This window comes from Catellatospora sp. IY07-71 (genome assembly GCF_018326265.1).
Lineage (GTDB): Bacteria > Actinomycetota > Actinomycetes > Mycobacteriales > Micromonosporaceae > Catellatospora.
Map to the genome: position 1 here is coordinate 2,485,685 of NZ_AP023360.1, position 17,377 is coordinate 2,503,061.

The window sequence follows — 17,377 nt, forward strand, 5'->3', positions numbered from 1 at the left end:
GGGCAGGGGCAGGGGCAGGGGCCGCGTTGCGTGGGGCGGTAGATGCGCGGCCGACACCACGCCGCCATCCTGTCCGGCGGGAAGCGGATCTAGAAGAGTTGTGGTCGCTCCAGCGACAACAACTCTTCTAGATCCGGAAGCAGGTCACGCCGCGGCGGGCTCCGGCGCCGCGGGAGCGGCCGGATCCGTGGCCGGGTCGGCTGCGGTGGCGGTACGCGGGGCGGCGAGCACCGCCCCGAGCGCCCACGGGATCCAGACGATCTCCATCAGCACCCGCAGCAGGGCGGGGGAGACCGGGATCCACGGGATCATCAGCAGCCCGTGGTCGATCGCGCCGAGCAGCGCGAACACCGCCACGAGCAGCGTCATCACGCCGAGCTTGCGGGCACTGGTGCCACGCAGCGCCAGCCCCAGCAGCGTGAGGCCCGCGCCGTAGAAGGCCAATCCGACCGGGTGCAGCACGCTGCCCATCTCGATCGTGCCGAACACGCCCACCACCAGGCCGCCGACGGCCAGCAGCAGGCCGATCAGGGCCCGCTTCGAGTCGCGCAGGCGGCGGTAGTAGAGCCCGATCGCGAGCAGGCCGAGCACCACCGCGCCGCCGAGGGCCCACTTGACCTCGATGCGCTCCAGCCCGTGCGCGGCGTACGCGCCGTACCAGTCGCAGTCCGACGGCAGGTGCTGCCGGCCGCCGTCGTATCCGGCGCAGGCGTACATCTTCAGCGTCCCGGCGGGCTCGCCGAGGTAGCGGTGGGTGCCCAGCGCGGGCAGCTCGTCGTCGCCGCAGGCGGGCACGGTCCGGATGTTGGTGGCGGACATGTCCGTCCAACAGCTGCCGACGCCCTGCCCGTCCCACCAGAAGTTGATGCCGTTCGGCTTCGCCTCGCCCTTCTCGCTGACCCCCATCACGTTGTCGATGTAGCGGTTGTGGTGCGAGGTGTCGAACTGCTGCGCGAACTCGGTGTCGTTGCGTACGAAGCCCGGCACGAAGCTGGTCACGAACCCGGAGTATCTGTTGTCGTAGATGTGGTTGTCGCGCCAGATGTTGTAGTTGCCGCCCGGGTTGACCACGCCCGCGCCGACCGGCAGCCCGACCGCCGGGCACACCACGCCCTGCTCGTACCCCCGCTGCTCGAACGGCTTCTTGCAGGTCCCGTCGACGATGTGCTTGTAGTAGTCGACGTTGTTGTTCGCGATGATGTTGCGCTCGAACTTCGAGTGGTTCTGCGGCATGCCGGGGTGGTCGGGGAACGCGCTGTCCGTCGCGATACCCGCCGTGTTCTCGGTGAACACGCTGTCGTGCACCCACACCGAGTCGCCCGCGGTGCCGGAGTAGCCCAGCGTGTTGTGGTGGCCGTAGCAGCGCTGGATCTCGACGGCGTAGCGCGGCACGTCGTGCCCGCGGTCCTTGTTGATGTTCGACGCGGCGCCGGGGTAGAAGGCGGAGTCGCCGTTGCCGTAGCCCTCGCAGTCGGTGTAGAGGCCGTGGTCGACCGCGAAGGTGAGGAAGGCGTACTCGTCGTTCCAGCGGCCGATGGTCCGGTCGAGCACGAAGCCGTCGGTCTCCATCACGTAGAAGGCGTTGAACTGGGCCCGCTGCGCGGACATGTTGCGGAAGTAGACGCCGTCGGCGTTGTCGGCCCGGATCGCGTTGAGCTTCTTGTACTGCGCGTCCACGAGCACGTCCATCGGGCTCGCGCCGGTGCCCTCCAGCTGCAGGTTCTTCTTGCCCAGGATGGCGATGAGGTTGGCCAGGTGCGGGCAGGCGAGCTGCTGGTCCCAGGTGAGCACGGGGTAGCCGTAGATCTTGCCGCGCACCGCGCCGTTCTCCATGGCCGCGCACTCGGGGCTGGCCGGGGCGATGCTCGGCTCCTCCAGGTACACCCCCGGCAGGATCTTGATGATGGTGCCCGGGAGGTGCGCGGCGTCCACGGCCTGCTGGATGTGGCGGTGGCCGCCCTGCTGGCACTGCTGCCACAGCTGCTCGTTGGCCGCCTTGAGGTCCGCCGGGAAGCCCGCGATGCGGGTGGCGAAGTCGGCCGGGTCGCTCTTGCAGACCAGCAGCGTGGGGCCGGTGGTCCGGTAGACCGGGACGCTGCCGGTCCCCTCCAGCTCGCGGGTGGGTCGTTCCTCGTGGGCCGAGGCGGTGGCGGCGGGGCCGAGTATGGCGATCGCCGCCACGGCCACGATGCCGAGCAAGCGGGTGTATGCCTTCATGGCGGCGCAGCCTAGAGAATCTTTCATGTTATGGCCAGACCCCGCGCCGCCACCCCGCAAGGTCATCCGATTTGCCTGGCACCTGGGCGAATCACGGCCGCGCATTCGCCCACGTGCCTGGCAAGTCGGGCGATCATCACGGGTGTTCGGGCGATCATCGCGGACCGTGTCAGCTGTCCGGGTGGGGTGTCTGGTGGAAACGTGAAAAGTTCTCTAAGGTCCACGCGACGGGACTCACATCGCGCTGAGGGGCACCCCCATGACCGAACCGGCCACGCTCGCCGCGACCGACACCGCCGCGCCCGCTCCCGCGCCGTTCGCCGAGCCGGTCCGGCCCGTGACGGGGCGCTGGATCAGCCTGTTCGCGGTGGCCTGGCTGGGTGTCTGGATGGCGCAGCTGACCCCGGTGCAGCTGCTGCTGCCGATCCAGGTCGAGGCGCAGCTCAAGGCCGCCGACTGGGTGGACAACGTGGTGGCGTTCGGCGTGGTGTCGGGCATCGCGGGTGTGTTCGCGCTGCTGGCTTACCCGCTGACCGGCGCGCTGTCCGATCGCACCGTGTCGCGGCTGGGCCGCCGCCGCCCGTGGATCATCGGCGGGGCGCTGCTGTTCGCGGCGTCGCTGGTGGTGCTCGGGGCGCAGGAGGACATCGTCGGCATCGGCGTGTGGTGGACGCTGACGCTGATCGGGTTCTGCGTGCTCACCGCCGCGCTGACGGCGACCATTTCCGACCAGGTGCCGGTGGGGCAGCGCGGCTACGTCTCGGGCTGGATCTCCGCGCCGCAGGCGATCGGCACCATCCTCGGTATCGTGCTGGTCACCGCGCTGGCGCTGAGCCAGTTCATCGGGTATGCCCTGATGGCCGCGCTGCTGATCGTCCTGGTGCTGCCGTTCGTGGTCGGGGTGCGTGACGAGGTGCTGCCGAAGGCGCAACGGCCCCCGTTCAGCCTGCGCGCGCTGGCGTCCGGGTTCTGGATCAGCCCGCGCCGCTTCCCCGACTTCGGCTGGACGCTGCTCAGCCGCATCCTGGTCAACGTCGGCAACGCGCTGGGCACCACGCTGCTGCTCTACTTCCTGATGTACCAGGTGAAGGTGGAGAACGCCGAGGACACCCTGCTCGTCCTCACCCTGATCTACATGCTGTTCGTGGTGCTGGCGTCGCTGTTCCTGGGCCGGCTGTCCGACCGGATCGGCCGCCGCAAGGTGTTCGTGCTGGTGTCGGCGGCGCTGCAGGGCACCGCCGCGCTGCTGCTGGCGTTCTGGCCGACGCTGCCGGTGGCCACGGTCGGCGCGGGCCTGCTGGGCCTGGGCTACGGCTGCTTCCTGTCGGTCGACCAGGCGCTGGCCACGCAGGTGCTGCCGGACCCGGCCTCGCGCGGCAAGGACCTGGGCATCATGAACATCGCCACGGCCGTGCCGCAGGCGCTGGCGCCGCTGCTGGGGGCGTACATCGTGGCGGATCTGGGCGGCTTCGGCGCGCTGTATGTGGCGGCGGGCATCACCTCGGTGGTCGGTGCGCTCGTTGTGCTGCCGGTGAAGGGGGTGCGCTGATGGATCTGAAGCTGCACGAGCCGTCGGATGTCCGGCCCTGGGCCGACCCGGCGGCGTACTGGCCGGCCATGGACGCGGCCACGGCCGCGCTCGACCCGGTGTTCGGCGTGCTCAACCTGGCCGCGCTGTCGCACAACGCGCACGACCTGGCCCGCCGCGCGGGCGGCGTGCCGATCCGGGTGGCCAGCAAGTCGGTGCGGGTGCGCGCGGTGCTGGACGCGGTGCTGGCGCTGCCCGGCTACCACGGCGTGCTGGCGTACACGCTGGCCGAGGCGCTGTGGCTGGCCGAGACGATCGACGACGTGGTGGTCGGCTACCCGAGCGCCGACCGGGCCGCGATCGCGCGCCTGGCCGCCTCGCCCGAGCTGGCGGCCCGGGTCACCCTCATGATCGATTCGGTGGAGCACCTGGACCTGGTGGACTCCGTCGTCGCGCCGGACGGGCGCGAGCCGGTGCGGGTCGCCATCGAGCTGGACTCGTCCTACCGTTCGCGGCTGCTGGGCCACATCGGCGTGTGGCGCTCCCCGGTGCACTCGGCCGAGCAGGCCCGCGCGCTGGCCGAGGCGGTCGTCGCCCGGCGCGGCTTCCGGCTGGTCGGGATGATGGGGTACGAGGCGCAGATCGCGGGACTGGGCAACGCCCCGCAGGGCAGCCCGGTGCGCGGCGCGCTGGTGCGCGCGATCCAGCGCACGTCCATGGCCGAGCTGCGCGAGCGCCGCGCGGCGGCGGTGGCGGCGGTGTCCGCGCTGGCCCCGCTGGAGTTCGTCAACGGCGGCGGCACCGGCAGCCTGGAGGCGACCGGCACGGACGGCTCGGTCACCGAGATCGCGGCCGGTTCGGGGCTGTTCGGCCCGCACCTGTTCGACAACTACGCCCACTTCACCCCGGCGCCCGCGGCCGCGTTCGCGCTGCCCGTGGTACGCCGCCCCGCCCCGGACCGGGTGACCCTGCTCGGTGGCGGCTGGATCGCCTCCGGCCCGCCCGGCGCGGACCGGCTGCCCCGCATCGTGTGGCCGGCGGGGCTGCGCATGGTGCCCCGGGAGATGGCCGGTGAGGTGCAGACGCCGGTGGTCGGCAAGGCGGCGGCCGGGCTGCGGCTGGGCGACCGGGTGTGGCTGCGGCACACCAAGGCGGGCGAGCTGTCCGAGCACCTGGACGAGCTGCATGTGATCGATCAAGACGCGGTGGCGGGCGCGGTGGCCACGTACCGTGGTGAAGGAAAGGTGTTCTTGTGAGCAGCAAGGAGCGAGCTTGCGAGCCCCGCAGTCGCGAACTGGCGGTGGCGCTGTGAGCAGTGGTGTGTGGCGGAACTGGAGCCGCATCGAGAGCGTGACCCCGGCGCGGGTGGCGTATCCGTCCAGCCCGGACGAGGTGGTGCAGGCGATCGCCGCCGCGCGCGCCGACGGGCTGCGGGTCAAGCCGATCGGGGCGGGGCACAGCTTCACCGGCATCGCGGTCGCCCCCGGCGTGCAGCTCGACCTGCGCAACTTGCAGGGCGTGCTGGCCGTGGACGAGCAGCGCCGGCAGGTCAAACTCGCCGCCGGCACCCACCTCTACCGCCTGCCGGAGCTGCTGAAGCCGTACGGGCTGGCGCTGCAGAACATGGGCGACATCGACGCGCAGACCATCGCGGGCGCGACCTCGACCGGCACGCACGGCACGGGGCACGCGTTCGGCGGCCTGGCCACGCAGATCGTCGGGGTCACCCTGGCGACCGCGGACGGAGCGCTGCTGGAGATCTCGGAGAACAGCAACCCGGAGCTGCTCGGCGCGGCGCGGCTGGGCCTGGGCGCGCTGGGCGTGCTGGTGGACATCACGGTGCAGTGCGTGCCCGCGTACAAGCTGCACGCGGTGGAGAAGCCGGAGCCGCTGGCCGAGGTGCTGGCGCAGTGGGAGCAGCGGGCGCTGGGCGCGGACCACTTCGAGTTCTACTGGTTCCCGCACACGCAGACCGCGCTGACCAAGACCAACACCCGGCTGCCGATGGACGCGCCCAGCAAGCCGCTGGGCGGCTTCCAGCGCTGGCTGGACGACGACCTGATGTCCAACACGGTCTTCAACGGGGTCTGCCATCTCGGCAAGGCGGTGCCCGCGCTGACCCCGCCGATCAACCGGCTGGCGCAGCGGCTCACCAACAACCGCGAGTTCACCGACGTGTCCACGTCCGTGTTCACCACCAAGCGCGAGGTGCGTTTCCGGGAGATGGAGTACGCCCTGCCGCGCGAAGAGGTGCCGGAGGTGCTGCGCGCCCTCGACCGGCTGATCGAGCAGAACGGCTGGCGCATCTCGTTCCCGGTCGAGGTGCGGGTGGCCGCGCCGGACGACATCTGGCTGTCCACCGCGCACGGCCGGGAGAGCGGGTACATCGCGATCCACCGGTTCTTCAAGGAGGACCCGCACACGTACTTCCGCCTGGCCGAGCAGATCTTCCGGGCGCACGGCGGCCGGCCGCACTGGGGCAAGATGCACTACCAGGACGCGAGCACGCTGGCCGGGTCGTACCCGCGCTTCGGCGACTTCCTCGCGGTGCGCGACAAGCTCGACCCCGAGCGCGTGTTCGGCAACGACTACCTGGACCGGGTGCTGGGCGCGTGATCCCGAAGGACTTCCAGCTCGGGGTCGCCACGGCGGCGTACCAGATCGAGGGCGCGGTCGCGGAGGGCGGGCGCGGCGTGTCGGTATGGGACACGTTCTCCGCCACCCCCGGCAAGGTGCTCGGCGGGGACACCGGGGCCGTCGCCTGCGACCACTACCACCGCTACGAGCAGGACCTTGACCTGGTACGCGAACTCGGTGCGGACGCGTACCGCTTCTCGATCGCCTGGCCGCGTATCCAGCCGGACGGCACCGGACCGGCGAATCCGGACGGTCTCGCCTTCTACGACCGGCTCGTCGACGCCATGCTGGCGCGCGGCATCGAGCCGGTGGCGACCCTGTTCCACTGGGACACCCCGCAGGCCCTGGAGGACGCGGGCGGCTGGCTCAACCGGGACACCGCCGAGCGCTTCGCCGACTACGCCGCCCTGGTCGGGGCGCGGCTCGGCGACCGGGTCGGCAAGTGGATCACCATCAACGAGCCGCACTCGGTGACGCTGGCCGGCTACGCCACCGGCGCGCACGCTCCGGGCAAGGCGCTGCTGTTCGACGCTTTGCCCGCCGCGCACCACCAGCTGCTCGGCCACGGCCTGGCGGTGCGGGCGCTGCGCGCGGCCGGGGTCGCCGGGCAGATCGGCATCACCAACGTGCACACGCCGGTCGTGCCCGCCTCGGACAAGCCGGAGGACCAGCTCGCGGCGGCCCTGTACGACCTCATCGCCAACCGGATCTTCGAGGACCCGGTGCTGCTGGGCCGCTATCCGCAGGCGCCGGAGCCGTTCGCGGACATGTTCGGCGTGCTCGCCGAGCTGCCCGCCGAGGACCTTCAGGTGATCTCGGCACCGCTGGACTTCTACGGCGTCAACTACTACTACCCGAGCCGGGTAGCCCTGGCCGATCCCGAGACGGCCAGCGACCACACGCCCGAGGGCGACTTCGCGCGGGTCGGCGAGCTGCCGTTCGCCTTCGCCGAGATCGAGGGCGCGGCCCGGACCGGCTTCGGCTGGCCGGTGTGCCCGGACGGGCTCGGCGACACCCTCGACGAGCTGTCCGAACGCTACGGTGACCGGCTGCCGCCGCTGTACATCACCGAGGGCGGCGCGAGCTTCCCCGACGAGGTCGCCGCCGACGGCACGGTGCCGGACCCGGACCGCGTGGCGTACCTGCGCGAGCACCTCGCGGTGGCGCTGGGCCGCCGTGCGGCAGGGCTGGACCTGCGCGGTTACTACGTCTGGAGCCTGCTCGACAACTTCGAGTGGGCCGCGGGCTACCGCCAGCGCTTCGGGCTGGTGCACGTGGACTACAGGACGCAGCGGCGTACGCCCAAGGCGTCCTTCCACTGGCTGGCGGAGCTGCTCCGGCAGCGTTAGTCCTCGGGCTTCTCCTGCTTGCGCAGCTCCTCCTCGCGGCGGCGCAGGTCCATCTCCCACTTGCTGAGCAGCTCGCGGTCGGCGGCCTGGGTCTCCTTGGCCTCCTTGGCGATCCGGCGCAGGAACTCCGGGTCGTCGTCGGGCGCGAGCGGGCGGCCGGGGCGCTGCGCCTCCGGGAAGCCGCTGCCCTGCCGCCAGACGTTGCGGCGGGGCGCGGCGTCGGCCCGGCTCACGATGAACCAGGCGATGCCGCCGATCGGCGAGAAGAGCAGGATGATGAGCACCCAGGCCCACCGGGGCAGCGTCCGCAGCCGGTCCTCCTCCGCCGACAGGCAGCTGACCAGCGCCGCGACGGTGAGGATGAGACTGGCGAAAAAGAAGATCAATCCGAGTCGGCCCACGGCGTAGAGAGTAGACCTCAGGCGAGGATCAGCAGTACCCCCGACAGTGCGGTGGCGACGCACGAGACGCCTACCGCGACGAGCAGCCGGGCGACCCCGACCGGGCGCGGCCGGGCCATCGCCTTGATCCGCCGGTGCGCGAGCAGGAGCAGCGCCAGCCAGCACAGCAGGCCCAGGGCCAGCCCGACCGCGCCCGCCGGGTCCAGACCTCGCTCGAAGGCCAGCCGGAACAGCAGCAGCGCGCACACCGTCCCCGCCAGCACGGTCCGCCGCCACGCCAGCCGCGTCCGCTCCGGCTGTGCCCCCGCGTCTCGCGCCGGGTCGCTCACGGGCCGCCCGCCGCTCCATGGCGTTCCGGCGGGCCGGCGGGAGCTTCGGTCAGGGGAGGCAGCCGGGTCACCGGGTGCGCCACCAGTCGATGAGGACCTCGGCGAGCAGGGCGAGAGAGCCTAGGCCGACGACGACCGCCAGGATCGCGGGGAAGCGGGACGGGGGCAGCGGCCGGCCGGTGCGCATCGCGATCTCGCAGCGGATCCAGTGGTCGATGGCGCGCAGCGCGCAACCGGCGCCGAGCAGGATCAGCGCGATGCCCAGGACCTTGGTCAGGTGCGGCACGGCCATGGGCGGCAGGAACTGGGCCACCACCAGGCCACCGCCGATCATGGCCAGGCCGGTGCGGATCCACGCCAGGAAGGTGCGCTCGTTGGCCAGCGAGAAGCGGTAGTCGGGCGTGGTGCCCACCTCGCGCACCTCGCGCGGATCAAACCAGTTGCGGACTCTACCCAGCACCTTCCTAGTATCAGGGCGATGACTTCTGAACTTGATCGGGACGCCCTGCTCAGGGCGTACGACACACAGCTGCGTTCCGAGACCCCCGACCCGCTCCCGGAGGGCGTGACCGTCGAGCACGACGGCCCCGTGATCCGCATCAGCGGCCTCGACCACGGCGGCTTCGTCACCTACCGCGACGTCTCCCACCTGCCCGGCGACGAGTTGGACGCGCTCATCGCCCGCCAGCGCGACTTCTACGCCGCGCGCGGCGAGCAGGTCGAGTGGAAGCTGCGCGGCCACGACAAGCCCGCGGACCTGCCCGAGCGCCTGGTGGCGGCCGGGTTCGTGCCGGAGGAGCTGGAGGCGGTGGTGATCGGCCTGGCCGAGCCGCTGGCCAAGACGCCGGTGCTGCCCGAGGGCGTGACGCTGCGCGAGGTCACCGAGCACGCCGACCTGGCCCGGATCGTGGCGATGGAGGAGGCGGTCTGGCAGGCCGACCGCAGCCACCTGCTGTCCGGCCTGGCGAGGGAGATCGCGGCCGACCCGGCGGGGCTCACCATCGTGGTGGCCGAGGCGGGCGACCTCGTGGTCAGCGCCGGCTGGGTGCGCTACGAGAAGGGCACCGAGTTCGCGGGCCTGTGGGGCGGCTCGACGCTGGAGCAGTGGCGGGGGAAGGGCATCTACAAGGCATTGGTGGCGCACCGGGCCATCCGCGCCGTCGAGCGCGGCTATCGCTACCTGCAGGTGGACGCGTCGCCGGACAGCCGCCCGATCCTGGAGCGGCTCGGCCTGGTCACGGTCACCACGACCACGCCGTACATCTGGTCGCCGCCGACCGCCTGAGCACGCTCAGCGGGACAGGTCCCAGAGGTCGCGGATCGAGTCCCGTACGCACTCGTCGCGCAGGCGGCCGCAGGTGCACAGGTGTTCGTCGGGCTCAGGCTGCCGGTGGTGCTGCGCCTCGGGCGGCTCGCCGGTGTCCGTGGCGGCGGCATCCGGCAGGGGTGCGGTTTTTGTGGTCATGTCGTGACACCTCCTGCTAAGCGCGACTCTACGGGATGGGCATCATGACGGGGTGACGTCTGTCACTATTGCCCGCTGTCCTGGCGGGTAGATGGACGGCGGCAATAAATTACTCGTCAGTAACCAACGGCATCGGCAAAAGTGGCAACGTCCACAGCCGGTCGAGCTTGACCCGCGACGCGTCAGGCGACAGCCTTGCGGCGAGGGCATGAACGTCCGTTCAACTCAGGAGGGTCGTCAGAGCGCGATGAAGATCGTCGTACTTGTCAAGCAGGTGCCGGACTCCGGCGCCGAGCGCAACCTGCGCGCGGACGACAACACCGTCGACCGCGCCTCGGCCAACAACGTCATCAACGAGATGGACGAGTACGCCATCGAGGAGGCGCTGCGGCTGCAGGAGGCGCACGGCGGCGAGGTGACCATCCTGACGATGGGCCCGGAGCGGGCGACCGAGTCGATCCGCAAGGCGCTGTCCATGGGCCCGGACGGGGCCGTGCACGTCCTCGACGACGCCCTGGCCGGCACCGACGCGCTCGGCACCAGCAAGGTGCTCGCCGCCGCGATCGGCACGCTCGCGCCCGACCTGGTCATCGCCGGCGCGGAGTCGACCGACGCCCGCGGCCAGGTGCTGGCGCACATGCTCGCCGAGCGGCTGGGCTACGCCGCGCTGACCGGCGCCCGCAAGCTCACCGTGGACGGCTCGCAGCTGACCGTCGAGCGCCAGACCGAGGAGGGGTACGAGGTCGTCACGGCCGCCACCCCCGCGATCGTCAGCGTGTGGGACACCATCAACGAGCCGCGCTACCCGTCCTTCAAGGGCATCATGGCGGCCAAGAAGAAGCCGGTCGACACGAAGTCGCTGGCCGACCTGGGTGTCGACGCCGGCGAGGTGGGCTGGGCGGGCGCGGCCACCACCGTGCTGTCGCACAGCAAGCGCCCCCCGCGCAGCGCCGGCCAGAAGGTCACCGACTCCGGTGACGGCGGCACGGCCCTGGTCGAGTTCCTGTCGTCCGAGAAGTTCGTCTGAGAGGCGTGCCGACAATGGCTGAGGTTCTGGTAGTCGTCGAGTCCTCCGGCGGCACGGTCAAGAAGGTCACGCTGGAGATGCTGACCCTGGCGCGCTCGCTCGGCGAGCCCGCCGCGGTGGTGCTGGGCGCCCCCGGCACGGCCGCCGCGATCGCCGACAAGCTCGGCGAGTACGGCGCCGCGAAGGTGTACGCCGCCGAGAGCGACGACATCGCCAACCACCTGGTCGCCCCGAAGGCCACCGCGCTCGCGCAGCTCGTGCGGAGCGTGTCGCCGGCCGCCGTGCTGATCGGCTCGACCCAGGAGGGCAAGGAGATCGCCGGCCGCCTCGCGGTCAAGCTGGACAACGGCGTGCTCTACGACGCGGTCGAGCTGGCCGCCGACGGCACCGCCACCCAGGTCGTGTTCGCGGGCTCGACCATCGTCAAGTCCAAGGTCACCAAGGGTCTGCCCCTGGTCACCGTGCGGCCGAACTCGCTCACGCCCAGCCCCGCCGCGGCCACGCCGTCGGTGGAGCAGGTCGAGGTCGCCCTGTCCGACGCCGACAAGCTCGCCGTGGTCACCCAGCGGGTGGCCGAGGCCAAGGGTGCCCGTCCGGAGCTGACCGAGGCCTCGATCGTCGTGTCCGGCGGCCGCGGCGTCGGCTCGGCGGAGAACTTCAAGGTCGTCGAGGAGCTGGCCGACCTGCTCGGCGCGGCCGTCGGCGCCTCCCGCGCGGCCACCGACTCCGGCTTCTACCCCCACGCGTTCCAGGTGGGCCAGACCGGCAAGACGGTGTCGCCGCAGCTCTACGTCGCGCTCGGCATCTCCGGCGCGATCCAGCACCGGGCCGGCATGCAGACCTCGAAGACCATCGTCGCGGTGAACAAGGACACCGAGGCGCCGATCTTCGAGCTGGCCGACTTCGGCGTGGTGGGCGACCTGTTCCAGGTCGTGCCGCAGGCCGCCGAGGAGATCCGCAAGCGCCGCTAGGGCGTACGCGTCAAGGAGGGCCCGCAGGTCACGTGCCTGCCGGGCCCTCCTTCGCATTCACGCACGTCCGCGAACGGCGTACACCTGGGCTACGGGTAAGCACCCTTACGGCTAGGCTTGGCGGCGAGATGGCCTACCTTGATCACGCGGCGACCACGCCCATGCTGCCTGAGGCGCTGGACGCCTACGTCGCCACCGCACGTGAGGTCGGCAACGCGTCGTCGTTGCACGGCCCGGGCCGCTGCGCCCGCCGCCGGGTGGAGGAGTCGCGCGAGCGCATCGCCGCCGTGCTCGGGGCCCGCCCGTCCGAGGTCGTCTTCACCGGCGGCGGCACCGAGAGCGACAACCTCGCGCTGAAGGGCGTCTACTGGTCCCGGCGCACCGAGCGGCGGCGCCGGGTGCTGGCCGGCGCGGTCGAGCACCACGCCGTCACCGACGCGGTGCAGTGGCTGGCCGACCACGAGGGCGCCGAGATCACCTGGCTGCCCGTGGACGCCTCCGGCCGGGTCCTGCCGGAGGCGTTCGCCGAGGCGCTGGACGACGACGTCGCCGTGGCCTCGGTGATGTGGGCGAACAACGAGGTCGGCACGGTGCAGCCGGTGGCCGAGCTGGCGGCGCTGGCCGCGGCCCGGGGCGTGCCGCTGCACACCGACGCCATCCAGGCCGTCGGCCAGGTCCCGGTCGACTACGCCGCCAGCGGCGTCGCCGCGCTCACCGTCACCGGCCACAAGCTCGGCGGCCCCGTGGGCATCGGCGCGCTGCTGTTGGGCCGGGACGTGCCCTGCACCCCGCTGCTGCACGGCGGCGGCCAGGAGCGCGACGTCCGCTCCGGCACCCTGGACGTGCCCGCCATCACCGCCTTCGCCGTCGCCGTCGAGCACGCCGTCAAGCACCAGGGGCAGCACGCCCAGCGCCTGGCCGCGCTGCGCGACGAGCTGATCGCCCGGGTCCGCGCCGCCGTCCCGGACGCCGTCCTCAACGGTGCCGACCCCGCCGAGCCCGGCGCCCGCCTGCCCGGCAACGCCCACTTCGGCTTCCCCGGCTGCGAGGGCGACGCCCTCCTGCTGCTGCTGGACGCCCAGGACATCGCCGTCTCCACCGGCTCCGCCTGCTCGGCCGGCGTCGCCCAGCCCTCCCACGTCCTCCTCGCCATGGGCGCCGACCCCGCCGCGGCCCGCTCCTCCCTCCGCTTCACCCTCGGCCACACCTCCACCCCCGCCGACCTCGACGCCCTCCTCACCGCCCTCCCCGCCGCCGTAGACCGCGCCCGCCGCGCCGGCCTCTCCCGCTGACCCAACCCTCCCCGCGCACCCCCCGCCCGGGTTGATCATGAACTTATGGACGTGTTCGTCGGTGTGTCACGACCTTGGCACCGTGATCAACTGGGCGCCGAACTGAACTGATCACGGTGGTGGGGTGGCGACACGCCGTCCAGCACGTCCATAAGTTCATGATCAACGTGGATGGGCGGGGGCGGGGGTGGGGTGGGGTGGCGGGTAGGATTTGGCGGTGCGGGTTCTTGCGGCTATGTCGGGTGGGGTGGATTCGGCGGTGGCGGCTGCCCGGGCCGTGGCGGCGGGGTATGACGTCACGGGGGTGCACCTGGCGCTGTCGCGGAATGCGGCCACGCATCGGACCGGGGCGCGGGGGTGCTGCACCAAGGAGGACGCGCACGACGCGCGGCGGGCGGCCGATGTGCTCGGGATCCCGTTCTATGTGTGGGACATGGCTGAGCGGTTCCACGAGGATGTGATCGAGGACTTCGTGGCGGAGTACGCCGCGGGGCGTACCCCGAATCCGTGCCTGCGGTGCAACGAGAAGATCAAGTTTGCCGCGGTGCTGGACCGGGCGCTGGCGCTGGGGTTCGACGCGGTGGTCACCGGGCATCACGCGCGGCTGGGCGCGGACGGGCTGCTGCGGCGCAGCGTGGACCTGGCCAAGGACCAGTCCTACGTGCTGGCGGTGCTGAATCGCGAGCAGCTCGGGCACTCGATGTTCCCGCTCGGCGACTCGACCAAGGAGCAGGTGCGCGCCGAGGCGCACGCCCGCGGGCTCGCCGTCGCCGACAAGCCCGACTCGCACGACATCTGCTTCATCGCCGACGGCGACACCCAGGGCTTCCTGCGCAGGCACCTGGGCAGCGAGCCGGGCGACATCGTCGACGCCGCCAGCGGCGAGGTGCTCGGGCGGCACGACGGGGCGTACGCGTACACCGTCGGCCAGCGCAAGGGGCTCGCGCTCGGCCGCCCGGCCCCGGACGGCCGCCCCCGATACGTGCTGTCGATCACGCCGGTCACCAACACCGTCACCGTCGGCCCGGCCGAGGCGCTGGAGGTGTCGCAGGTGGAGGGCGCGCGCACGGTGTGGACCGCGGGCGACCCGCCCGCCGGGCCGATCGAGTGCGAGGTGCAGCTGCGCGCCCACGGGCGCCCGGCGCCCGCCGTCGTCGAGCTCGACGGCACCGCGATGAACGTGCGGCTGCGCCGCCCCGAGCGCGGCATCGCCGCCGGTCAGGCCGTGGTCGCCTACCGGCCCGACCCGGCGGGCGACATCGTGCTGGGCAGCGCCACCATCACCACCGCCTCGTGACCCGCCGCGCGCGGCCGGAGCGTCCCCGCCGCAGGCCGTGCCACAGTTTCGGGGAAACTGCACGGTCGCGGCCGCGCTTTCACGCAGTTTCCCCGAAACAGCCATCGGCCGCGGGCACGACCGCGTCCAGACCGCGTGTACCAGGGGAGAGCTGACATGACCGGAACTGACGCCCCGCTGTGGCCCGCCGGATCGGCGACCGGGATCGGGTCGCTGCCCGGCACCGACATCGCCGAGGCGGTCAAGTTCACCCTCGGCGAGCTGCCCGACCTGCCGTACCTGCCGGAGCTGCCCGCGCGCGGCCCCGGCGCGGACATGATCGGCCGTAGCGCGGGGCTGCTGGTCGAGTTCCCGGTGGAGCTCTACACCGGGCGGTGGCGCGTCGCCGCGGGCACCGGCCGGGAGCTGCGGCGGGCGTACGACCTGCGCGAGCGCGACCTGGACCAGCTCACCGAGCAGGCCGACGGGTACACCGGCACGCTGAAGGTGCAGGCCGTCGGGCCGTGGACGCTGGCCGCCTCGATCGAGCTGGCGCTGGGCGAGGCGGTGGTGTCCGACCACGGCGCCGCCCGCGACCTCGCCGGCTCGCTGGCCGAAGGGCTCAAGGCACACGTCGCGGAGGTGCGCCGCCGGGTGCCGGGCGCGACCGTGCTGCTCCAGCTCGACGAGCCGTCGCTGCCCGCGGTGCTCGCCGGGCGGGTGCGCACTGCCAGCACCCTGCACACGTACCGTTCCGTCGCGACCTCGACGGTCCGCGACGCGCTGGCGTCGGTGATCAGCGCGGCGGGGGCGCCGGTGGTCGTGCACTGCTGCGCGCCGGACGCGCCGCTCGGCCTGCTGCGTGAGGCCGGGGCGGCCGCGTTCGCGCTGGACCTGGAGCTGATCGGGAACGGGGCGGAGAAGCTCGACGCGGTCGGCGAGGCGATCGACGCCGGGCTGGGCCTGTTCGCGGGCGTCGCGCGCACCACGCCACCGGCGAGCGGGAAGCGGCCGGACAGCGCCGCGCTGGCCGACCGGGTGCGGCGGCTGTGGCGCGACCTCGGGTTCGCGGACGAGCTGCTGCCACAGCGGGTGGTGGTCACGCCCGCCTGCGGGCTGGCGGGGGCGCCGCCCGCGTACGCGCAGACGGTCCTGAAGGCCTGCCGCGAAGCCGCCCGCCGCCTCACGGGGGAGTAGGCACCGCGAGATCGCTCGGGGCTCGCGCGCCGCGTCCGGAGCTGCCGCCAACGCCGGCCGGTGTGGACGGCGGACCGCGACGGTGACGCCCAGGCGAGTGGCAGGCCGCGAGGGCGTCCGTCACGCGGCTGACTCCTGTCACCGGATTCTTGATCCCGATCGGGCCGACGCCGGTCAGGAGCGCGACGGCGGCGTGGCCGCGGGCTGAAAGTTCGGCGTCGGCAGGCGGAGAACGCGGAACGGGTGGTCGAGCAGGGCGAGGTCTCCGGCCGTCGTGAGCGCGCCGGAGGCGGTGGCGTCGGCCGGGGTCATGGTGCCGCGGGTCAGGGCGTCGAAGGCGGCCGGTCCGCAGGTGAGCGTGAGGTCGGCGGGCGTGGGCGCGGGGCCGGAGCGGGCGTGCGCTCGTCCGTCGGTGACGGTGACGTGAAAGACCTCGTCCCCGACCTGGAACTGCCACGTCTCACGGAGCCCGGCGGCAGCCTCGGGCGGGGCGTGTTCGGTCAGGTAGAGGGCAATGAGGTCGGCGCGGGCGGTGTCCGGGTCGACCTCGTCGTCGAGCGGCAGCTCCGCCCCCCAGGCGGCGAGGCCGGCCAGCAGCGGGCGCAGGCGCTCGCCGTACTCGGTCAGCTCGTAGGCGCGTAGCTCGGCGGCGCCGGGCACGGTGCGCCGGGTCACCACGCCGCTGCGTTCGAGCAGCTGGAGGCGCTCGGCGAGGCGGTTGGTGCCGGTGGCGGGCAGCAGGGCGAGCAGTTCCTTGAAGCGCTTCGGGCCCAGCAGCAGCTCGCGCACGATGAGAAGGGTCCACCGCTCACCGAGGACGTCGAGCGAGCGGGCGATCGGGCACAGCTGGCCGTACATCCGCTTGGGCATGGTTCGAGCATATCTGTCGTCTGGCGCTGGCTATATGATTCGTATCTCAAGCCGGACGATATATGTTTCGTATAGCGTTGCTGGTGACAGAGACACCAGGAGGCGAGACATGAAGATCGAAGGTTCCGTGGCGCTGGTGACCGGCGCCAACCGCGGGCTGGGCAAGGCGTACACGGAGGAGCTGCTGGCGCGGGGCGCGGCGAAGGTGTACGCCGCCGCCCGCGACACGGCGTCCATCACCGACCCGCGAGTGGTCCCGCTGCAGCTGGACATCACCGACCCGGCCTCGGTCGCGGCGGCGGCCGCGCAGGCGGGCGACGTGCAGCTGCTGGTCAACAACGCGGGCATCGCGACCGGGGCCGGGGTCCTCGACGGCGAGGACGCGCTGCGCCGCGAGATGGAGACCAACTACCTGGGCCCGGTACGCGTGTCGGCCGCGTTCGCGCCGATCCTGGGCGCGAACGGCGGCGGCGCGATCGTGAACATGCTCTCCGCGCTGTCCTGGCTGAGCCTGCCGAACACGGCCGGCTACTCCGCCGCGAAGGCGGCCGCGTGGGCGGCGACGAACGCGCTTCGCCTGGCGCTGAAGGAGCAGGGCACCCTGGTCACCGCCGTGCACGTGGGCTACGTGGACACCGACATGGCCGCGCACGTGGACGGGCCGAAGGTGCCGCCGCGCGACGTGGTGACGCAGGTGCTCGACGCGGTCGAGGCGGCGCAGCCCGAGGTGCTGGCAGACGAGACCAGCCGCCGGGTGAAGGCCGGCCTGTCCGGCGACCTGCGCAACCTGTACCCGGCGCTGTCCGCCTGATCCGCCG

Annotated in this window: 17 protein-coding genes; 11 read left to right on the top strand and 6 right to left on the bottom strand. The window is 72.5% G+C overall.

Going from position 1 to position 17,377, the window contains the following annotated elements:
- Positions 1 to 144 precede the first annotated feature (144 nt).
- The gene (locus tag CS0771_RS11195; protein WP_212840920.1) at positions 145 to 2,217 is read right to left on the bottom strand and encodes a hypothetical protein; all 2,073 of its coding nucleotides are present in this window, start codon (positions 2,215 to 2,217) and stop codon (positions 145 to 147) included.
- 259 nt (positions 2,218 to 2,476) lie between these two features.
- Here CS0771_RS11195 and CS0771_RS11200 point away from each other — a divergent pair, with 259 nt between their 5' ends.
- The 4 genes from CS0771_RS11200 (at position 2,477) to CS0771_RS11215 (ending at position 7,731) form a co-directional block, all read left to right on the top strand.
- Positions 2,477 to 3,766, top strand: a complete 1,290-nt coding sequence (locus CS0771_RS11200) for an MFS transporter (protein WP_212840921.1) — start codon at positions 2,477 to 2,479, stop codon at positions 3,764 to 3,766.
- A gap of 68 nt (positions 3,767 to 3,834) precedes the next feature.
- Positions 3,835 to 5,001 (top strand): alanine racemase, encoded by a 1,167-nt coding sequence (locus tag CS0771_RS11205; protein ID WP_212845770.1) that lies wholly within the window; start codon positions 3,835 to 3,837, stop codon positions 4,999 to 5,001.
- A 52-nt stretch (positions 5,002 to 5,053) separates the two neighbouring features.
- Positions 5,054 to 6,361, top strand: a complete 1,308-nt coding sequence (locus CS0771_RS11210; RefSeq protein ID WP_244870732.1) for a D-arabinono-1,4-lactone oxidase — start codon at positions 5,054 to 5,056, stop codon at positions 6,359 to 6,361.
- Positions 6,358 to 7,731: a GH1 family beta-glucosidase gene (locus CS0771_RS11215; RefSeq protein ID WP_212840922.1), complete on the top strand. Its 1,374-nt coding sequence runs from the start codon at positions 6,358 to 6,360 to the stop codon at positions 7,729 to 7,731. The genes CS0771_RS11210 and CS0771_RS11215 overlap by 4 nt, the downstream gene beginning before the upstream one ends.
- Here CS0771_RS11215 and CS0771_RS11220 read toward each other — a convergent pair.
- The 3 genes from CS0771_RS11220 to CS0771_RS11230 all read right to left on the bottom strand — a co-directional run bounded on the left by CS0771_RS11220 (position 7,728) and on the right by CS0771_RS11230 (position 8,921).
- On the bottom strand, positions 7,728 to 8,132 hold the full coding sequence (locus tag CS0771_RS11220; RefSeq protein ID WP_212840923.1) for a PLD nuclease N-terminal domain-containing protein: 405 nt from the start codon (positions 8,130 to 8,132) through the stop codon (positions 7,728 to 7,730). The two genes, CS0771_RS11215 and CS0771_RS11220, sit on opposite strands and share 4 nt — an antisense overlap.
- A 17-nt stretch (positions 8,133 to 8,149) precedes the next feature.
- A complete protein-coding gene (locus CS0771_RS11225; RefSeq protein ID WP_212840924.1) occupies positions 8,150 to 8,461 on the bottom strand; it encodes a DUF202 domain-containing protein in 312 nt (103 codons plus the stop codon).
- A gap of 67 nt (positions 8,462 to 8,528) precedes the next feature.
- Positions 8,529 to 8,921 (bottom strand): YidH family protein, encoded by a 393-nt coding sequence (locus CS0771_RS11230; protein ID WP_212840925.1) that lies wholly within the window; start codon positions 8,919 to 8,921, stop codon positions 8,529 to 8,531.
- 18 nt (positions 8,922 to 8,939) lie between these two features.
- Between CS0771_RS11230 and CS0771_RS11235 the strand changes: the two genes are divergently transcribed.
- Positions 8,940 to 9,746 carry a GNAT family N-acetyltransferase gene (locus tag CS0771_RS11235; protein ID WP_212840926.1) on the top strand — a complete coding sequence of 269 codons (807 nt, stop codon included), beginning with the start codon at positions 8,940 to 8,942 and terminating at the stop codon, positions 9,744 to 9,746.
- Positions 9,747 to 9,752: 6 nt separating this feature from the next.
- Here CS0771_RS11235 and CS0771_RS11240 read toward each other — a convergent pair whose 3' ends face one another.
- Positions 9,753 to 9,926, bottom strand: a complete 174-nt coding sequence (locus tag CS0771_RS11240; RefSeq protein WP_212840927.1) for a hypothetical protein — start codon at positions 9,924 to 9,926, stop codon at positions 9,753 to 9,755.
- A 247-nt stretch (positions 9,927 to 10,173) separates the two neighbouring features.
- On the opposite strand from CS0771_RS11240, the gene CS0771_RS11245 reads away from it, so the two are divergent.
- The 5 genes from CS0771_RS11245 (at position 10,174) to CS0771_RS11265 (ending at position 15,689) form a co-directional block, all read left to right on the top strand.
- Positions 10,174 to 10,953: an electron transfer flavoprotein subunit beta/FixA family protein gene (locus tag CS0771_RS11245; protein WP_212840928.1), complete on the top strand. Its 780-nt coding sequence runs from the start codon at positions 10,174 to 10,176 to the stop codon at positions 10,951 to 10,953.
- A 14-nt stretch (positions 10,954 to 10,967) separates the two neighbouring features.
- Positions 10,968 to 11,924 (top strand): electron transfer flavoprotein subunit alpha/FixB family protein, encoded by a 957-nt coding sequence (locus tag CS0771_RS11250; RefSeq protein WP_212840929.1) that lies wholly within the window; start codon positions 10,968 to 10,970, stop codon positions 11,922 to 11,924.
- A gap of 128 nt (positions 11,925 to 12,052) precedes the next feature.
- Complete coding sequence (locus CS0771_RS11255) at positions 12,053 to 13,216, top strand: cysteine desulfurase family protein (RefSeq protein WP_212840930.1); 1,164 nt, start codon at positions 12,053 to 12,055, stop codon at positions 13,214 to 13,216.
- Positions 13,217 to 13,433: 217 nt separating this feature from the next.
- A complete protein-coding gene (gene mnmA / locus CS0771_RS11260) occupies positions 13,434 to 14,513 on the top strand; it encodes a tRNA 2-thiouridine(34) synthase MnmA (protein ID WP_212840931.1) in 1,080 nt (359 codons plus the stop codon).
- Between the two features lie 156 nt (positions 14,514 to 14,669).
- Positions 14,670 to 15,689 (top strand): methionine synthase, encoded by a 1,020-nt coding sequence (locus tag CS0771_RS11265; protein WP_212840932.1) that lies wholly within the window; start codon positions 14,670 to 14,672, stop codon positions 15,687 to 15,689.
- A 174-nt stretch (positions 15,690 to 15,863) separates the two neighbouring features.
- Here CS0771_RS11265 and CS0771_RS11270 read toward each other — a convergent pair whose 3' ends face one another.
- Positions 15,864 to 16,559, bottom strand: a complete 696-nt coding sequence (locus CS0771_RS11270) for a winged helix-turn-helix transcriptional regulator (RefSeq protein WP_212840933.1) — start codon at positions 16,557 to 16,559, stop codon at positions 15,864 to 15,866.
- Positions 16,560 to 16,668: 109 nt separating this feature from the next.
- Between CS0771_RS11270 and CS0771_RS11275 the strand changes: the two genes are divergently transcribed.
- On the top strand, positions 16,669 to 17,370 hold the full coding sequence (locus tag CS0771_RS11275) for an SDR family oxidoreductase (RefSeq protein WP_212840934.1): 702 nt from the start codon (positions 16,669 to 16,671) through the stop codon (positions 17,368 to 17,370).
- Positions 17,371 to 17,377: the final 7 nt, after the last annotated feature.

Coding starts and splice junctions, on each gene's coding strand:
- CS0771_RS11270 (WP_212840933.1), bottom strand. CDS start 16,559: ATGCCCAAGCGGATGTACGGCCAGCTGTGCCCGATCGCCCGCTCGCTC.
- CS0771_RS11275 (WP_212840934.1), top strand. CDS start 16,669: ATGAAGATCGAAGGTTCCGTGGCGCTGGTGACCGGCGCCAACCGCGGG.
- CS0771_RS11245 (WP_212840928.1), top strand. CDS start 10,174: ATGAAGATCGTCGTACTTGTCAAGCAGGTGCCGGACTCCGGCGCCGAG.
- CS0771_RS11265 (WP_212840932.1), top strand. CDS start 14,670: ATGACCGGAACTGACGCCCCGCTGTGGCCCGCCGGATCGGCGACCGGG.
- CS0771_RS11235 (WP_212840926.1), top strand. CDS start 8,940: ATGACTTCTGAACTTGATCGGGACGCCCTGCTCAGGGCGTACGACACA.
- CS0771_RS11250 (WP_212840929.1), top strand. CDS start 10,968: ATGGCTGAGGTTCTGGTAGTCGTCGAGTCCTCCGGCGGCACGGTCAAG.
- CS0771_RS11255 (WP_212840930.1), top strand. CDS start 12,053: ATGGCCTACCTTGATCACGCGGCGACCACGCCCATGCTGCCTGAGGCG.
- CS0771_RS11195 (WP_212840920.1), bottom strand. CDS start 2,217: ATGAAGGCATACACCCGCTTGCTCGGCATCGTGGCCGTGGCGGCGATC.
- CS0771_RS11240 (WP_212840927.1), bottom strand. CDS start 9,926: ATGACCACAAAAACCGCACCCCTGCCGGATGCCGCCGCCACGGACACC.
- CS0771_RS11200 (WP_212840921.1), top strand. CDS start 2,477: ATGACCGAACCGGCCACGCTCGCCGCGACCGACACCGCCGCGCCCGCT.
- CS0771_RS11205 (WP_212845770.1), top strand. CDS start 3,835: ATGGACGCGGCCACGGCCGCGCTCGACCCGGTGTTCGGCGTGCTCAAC.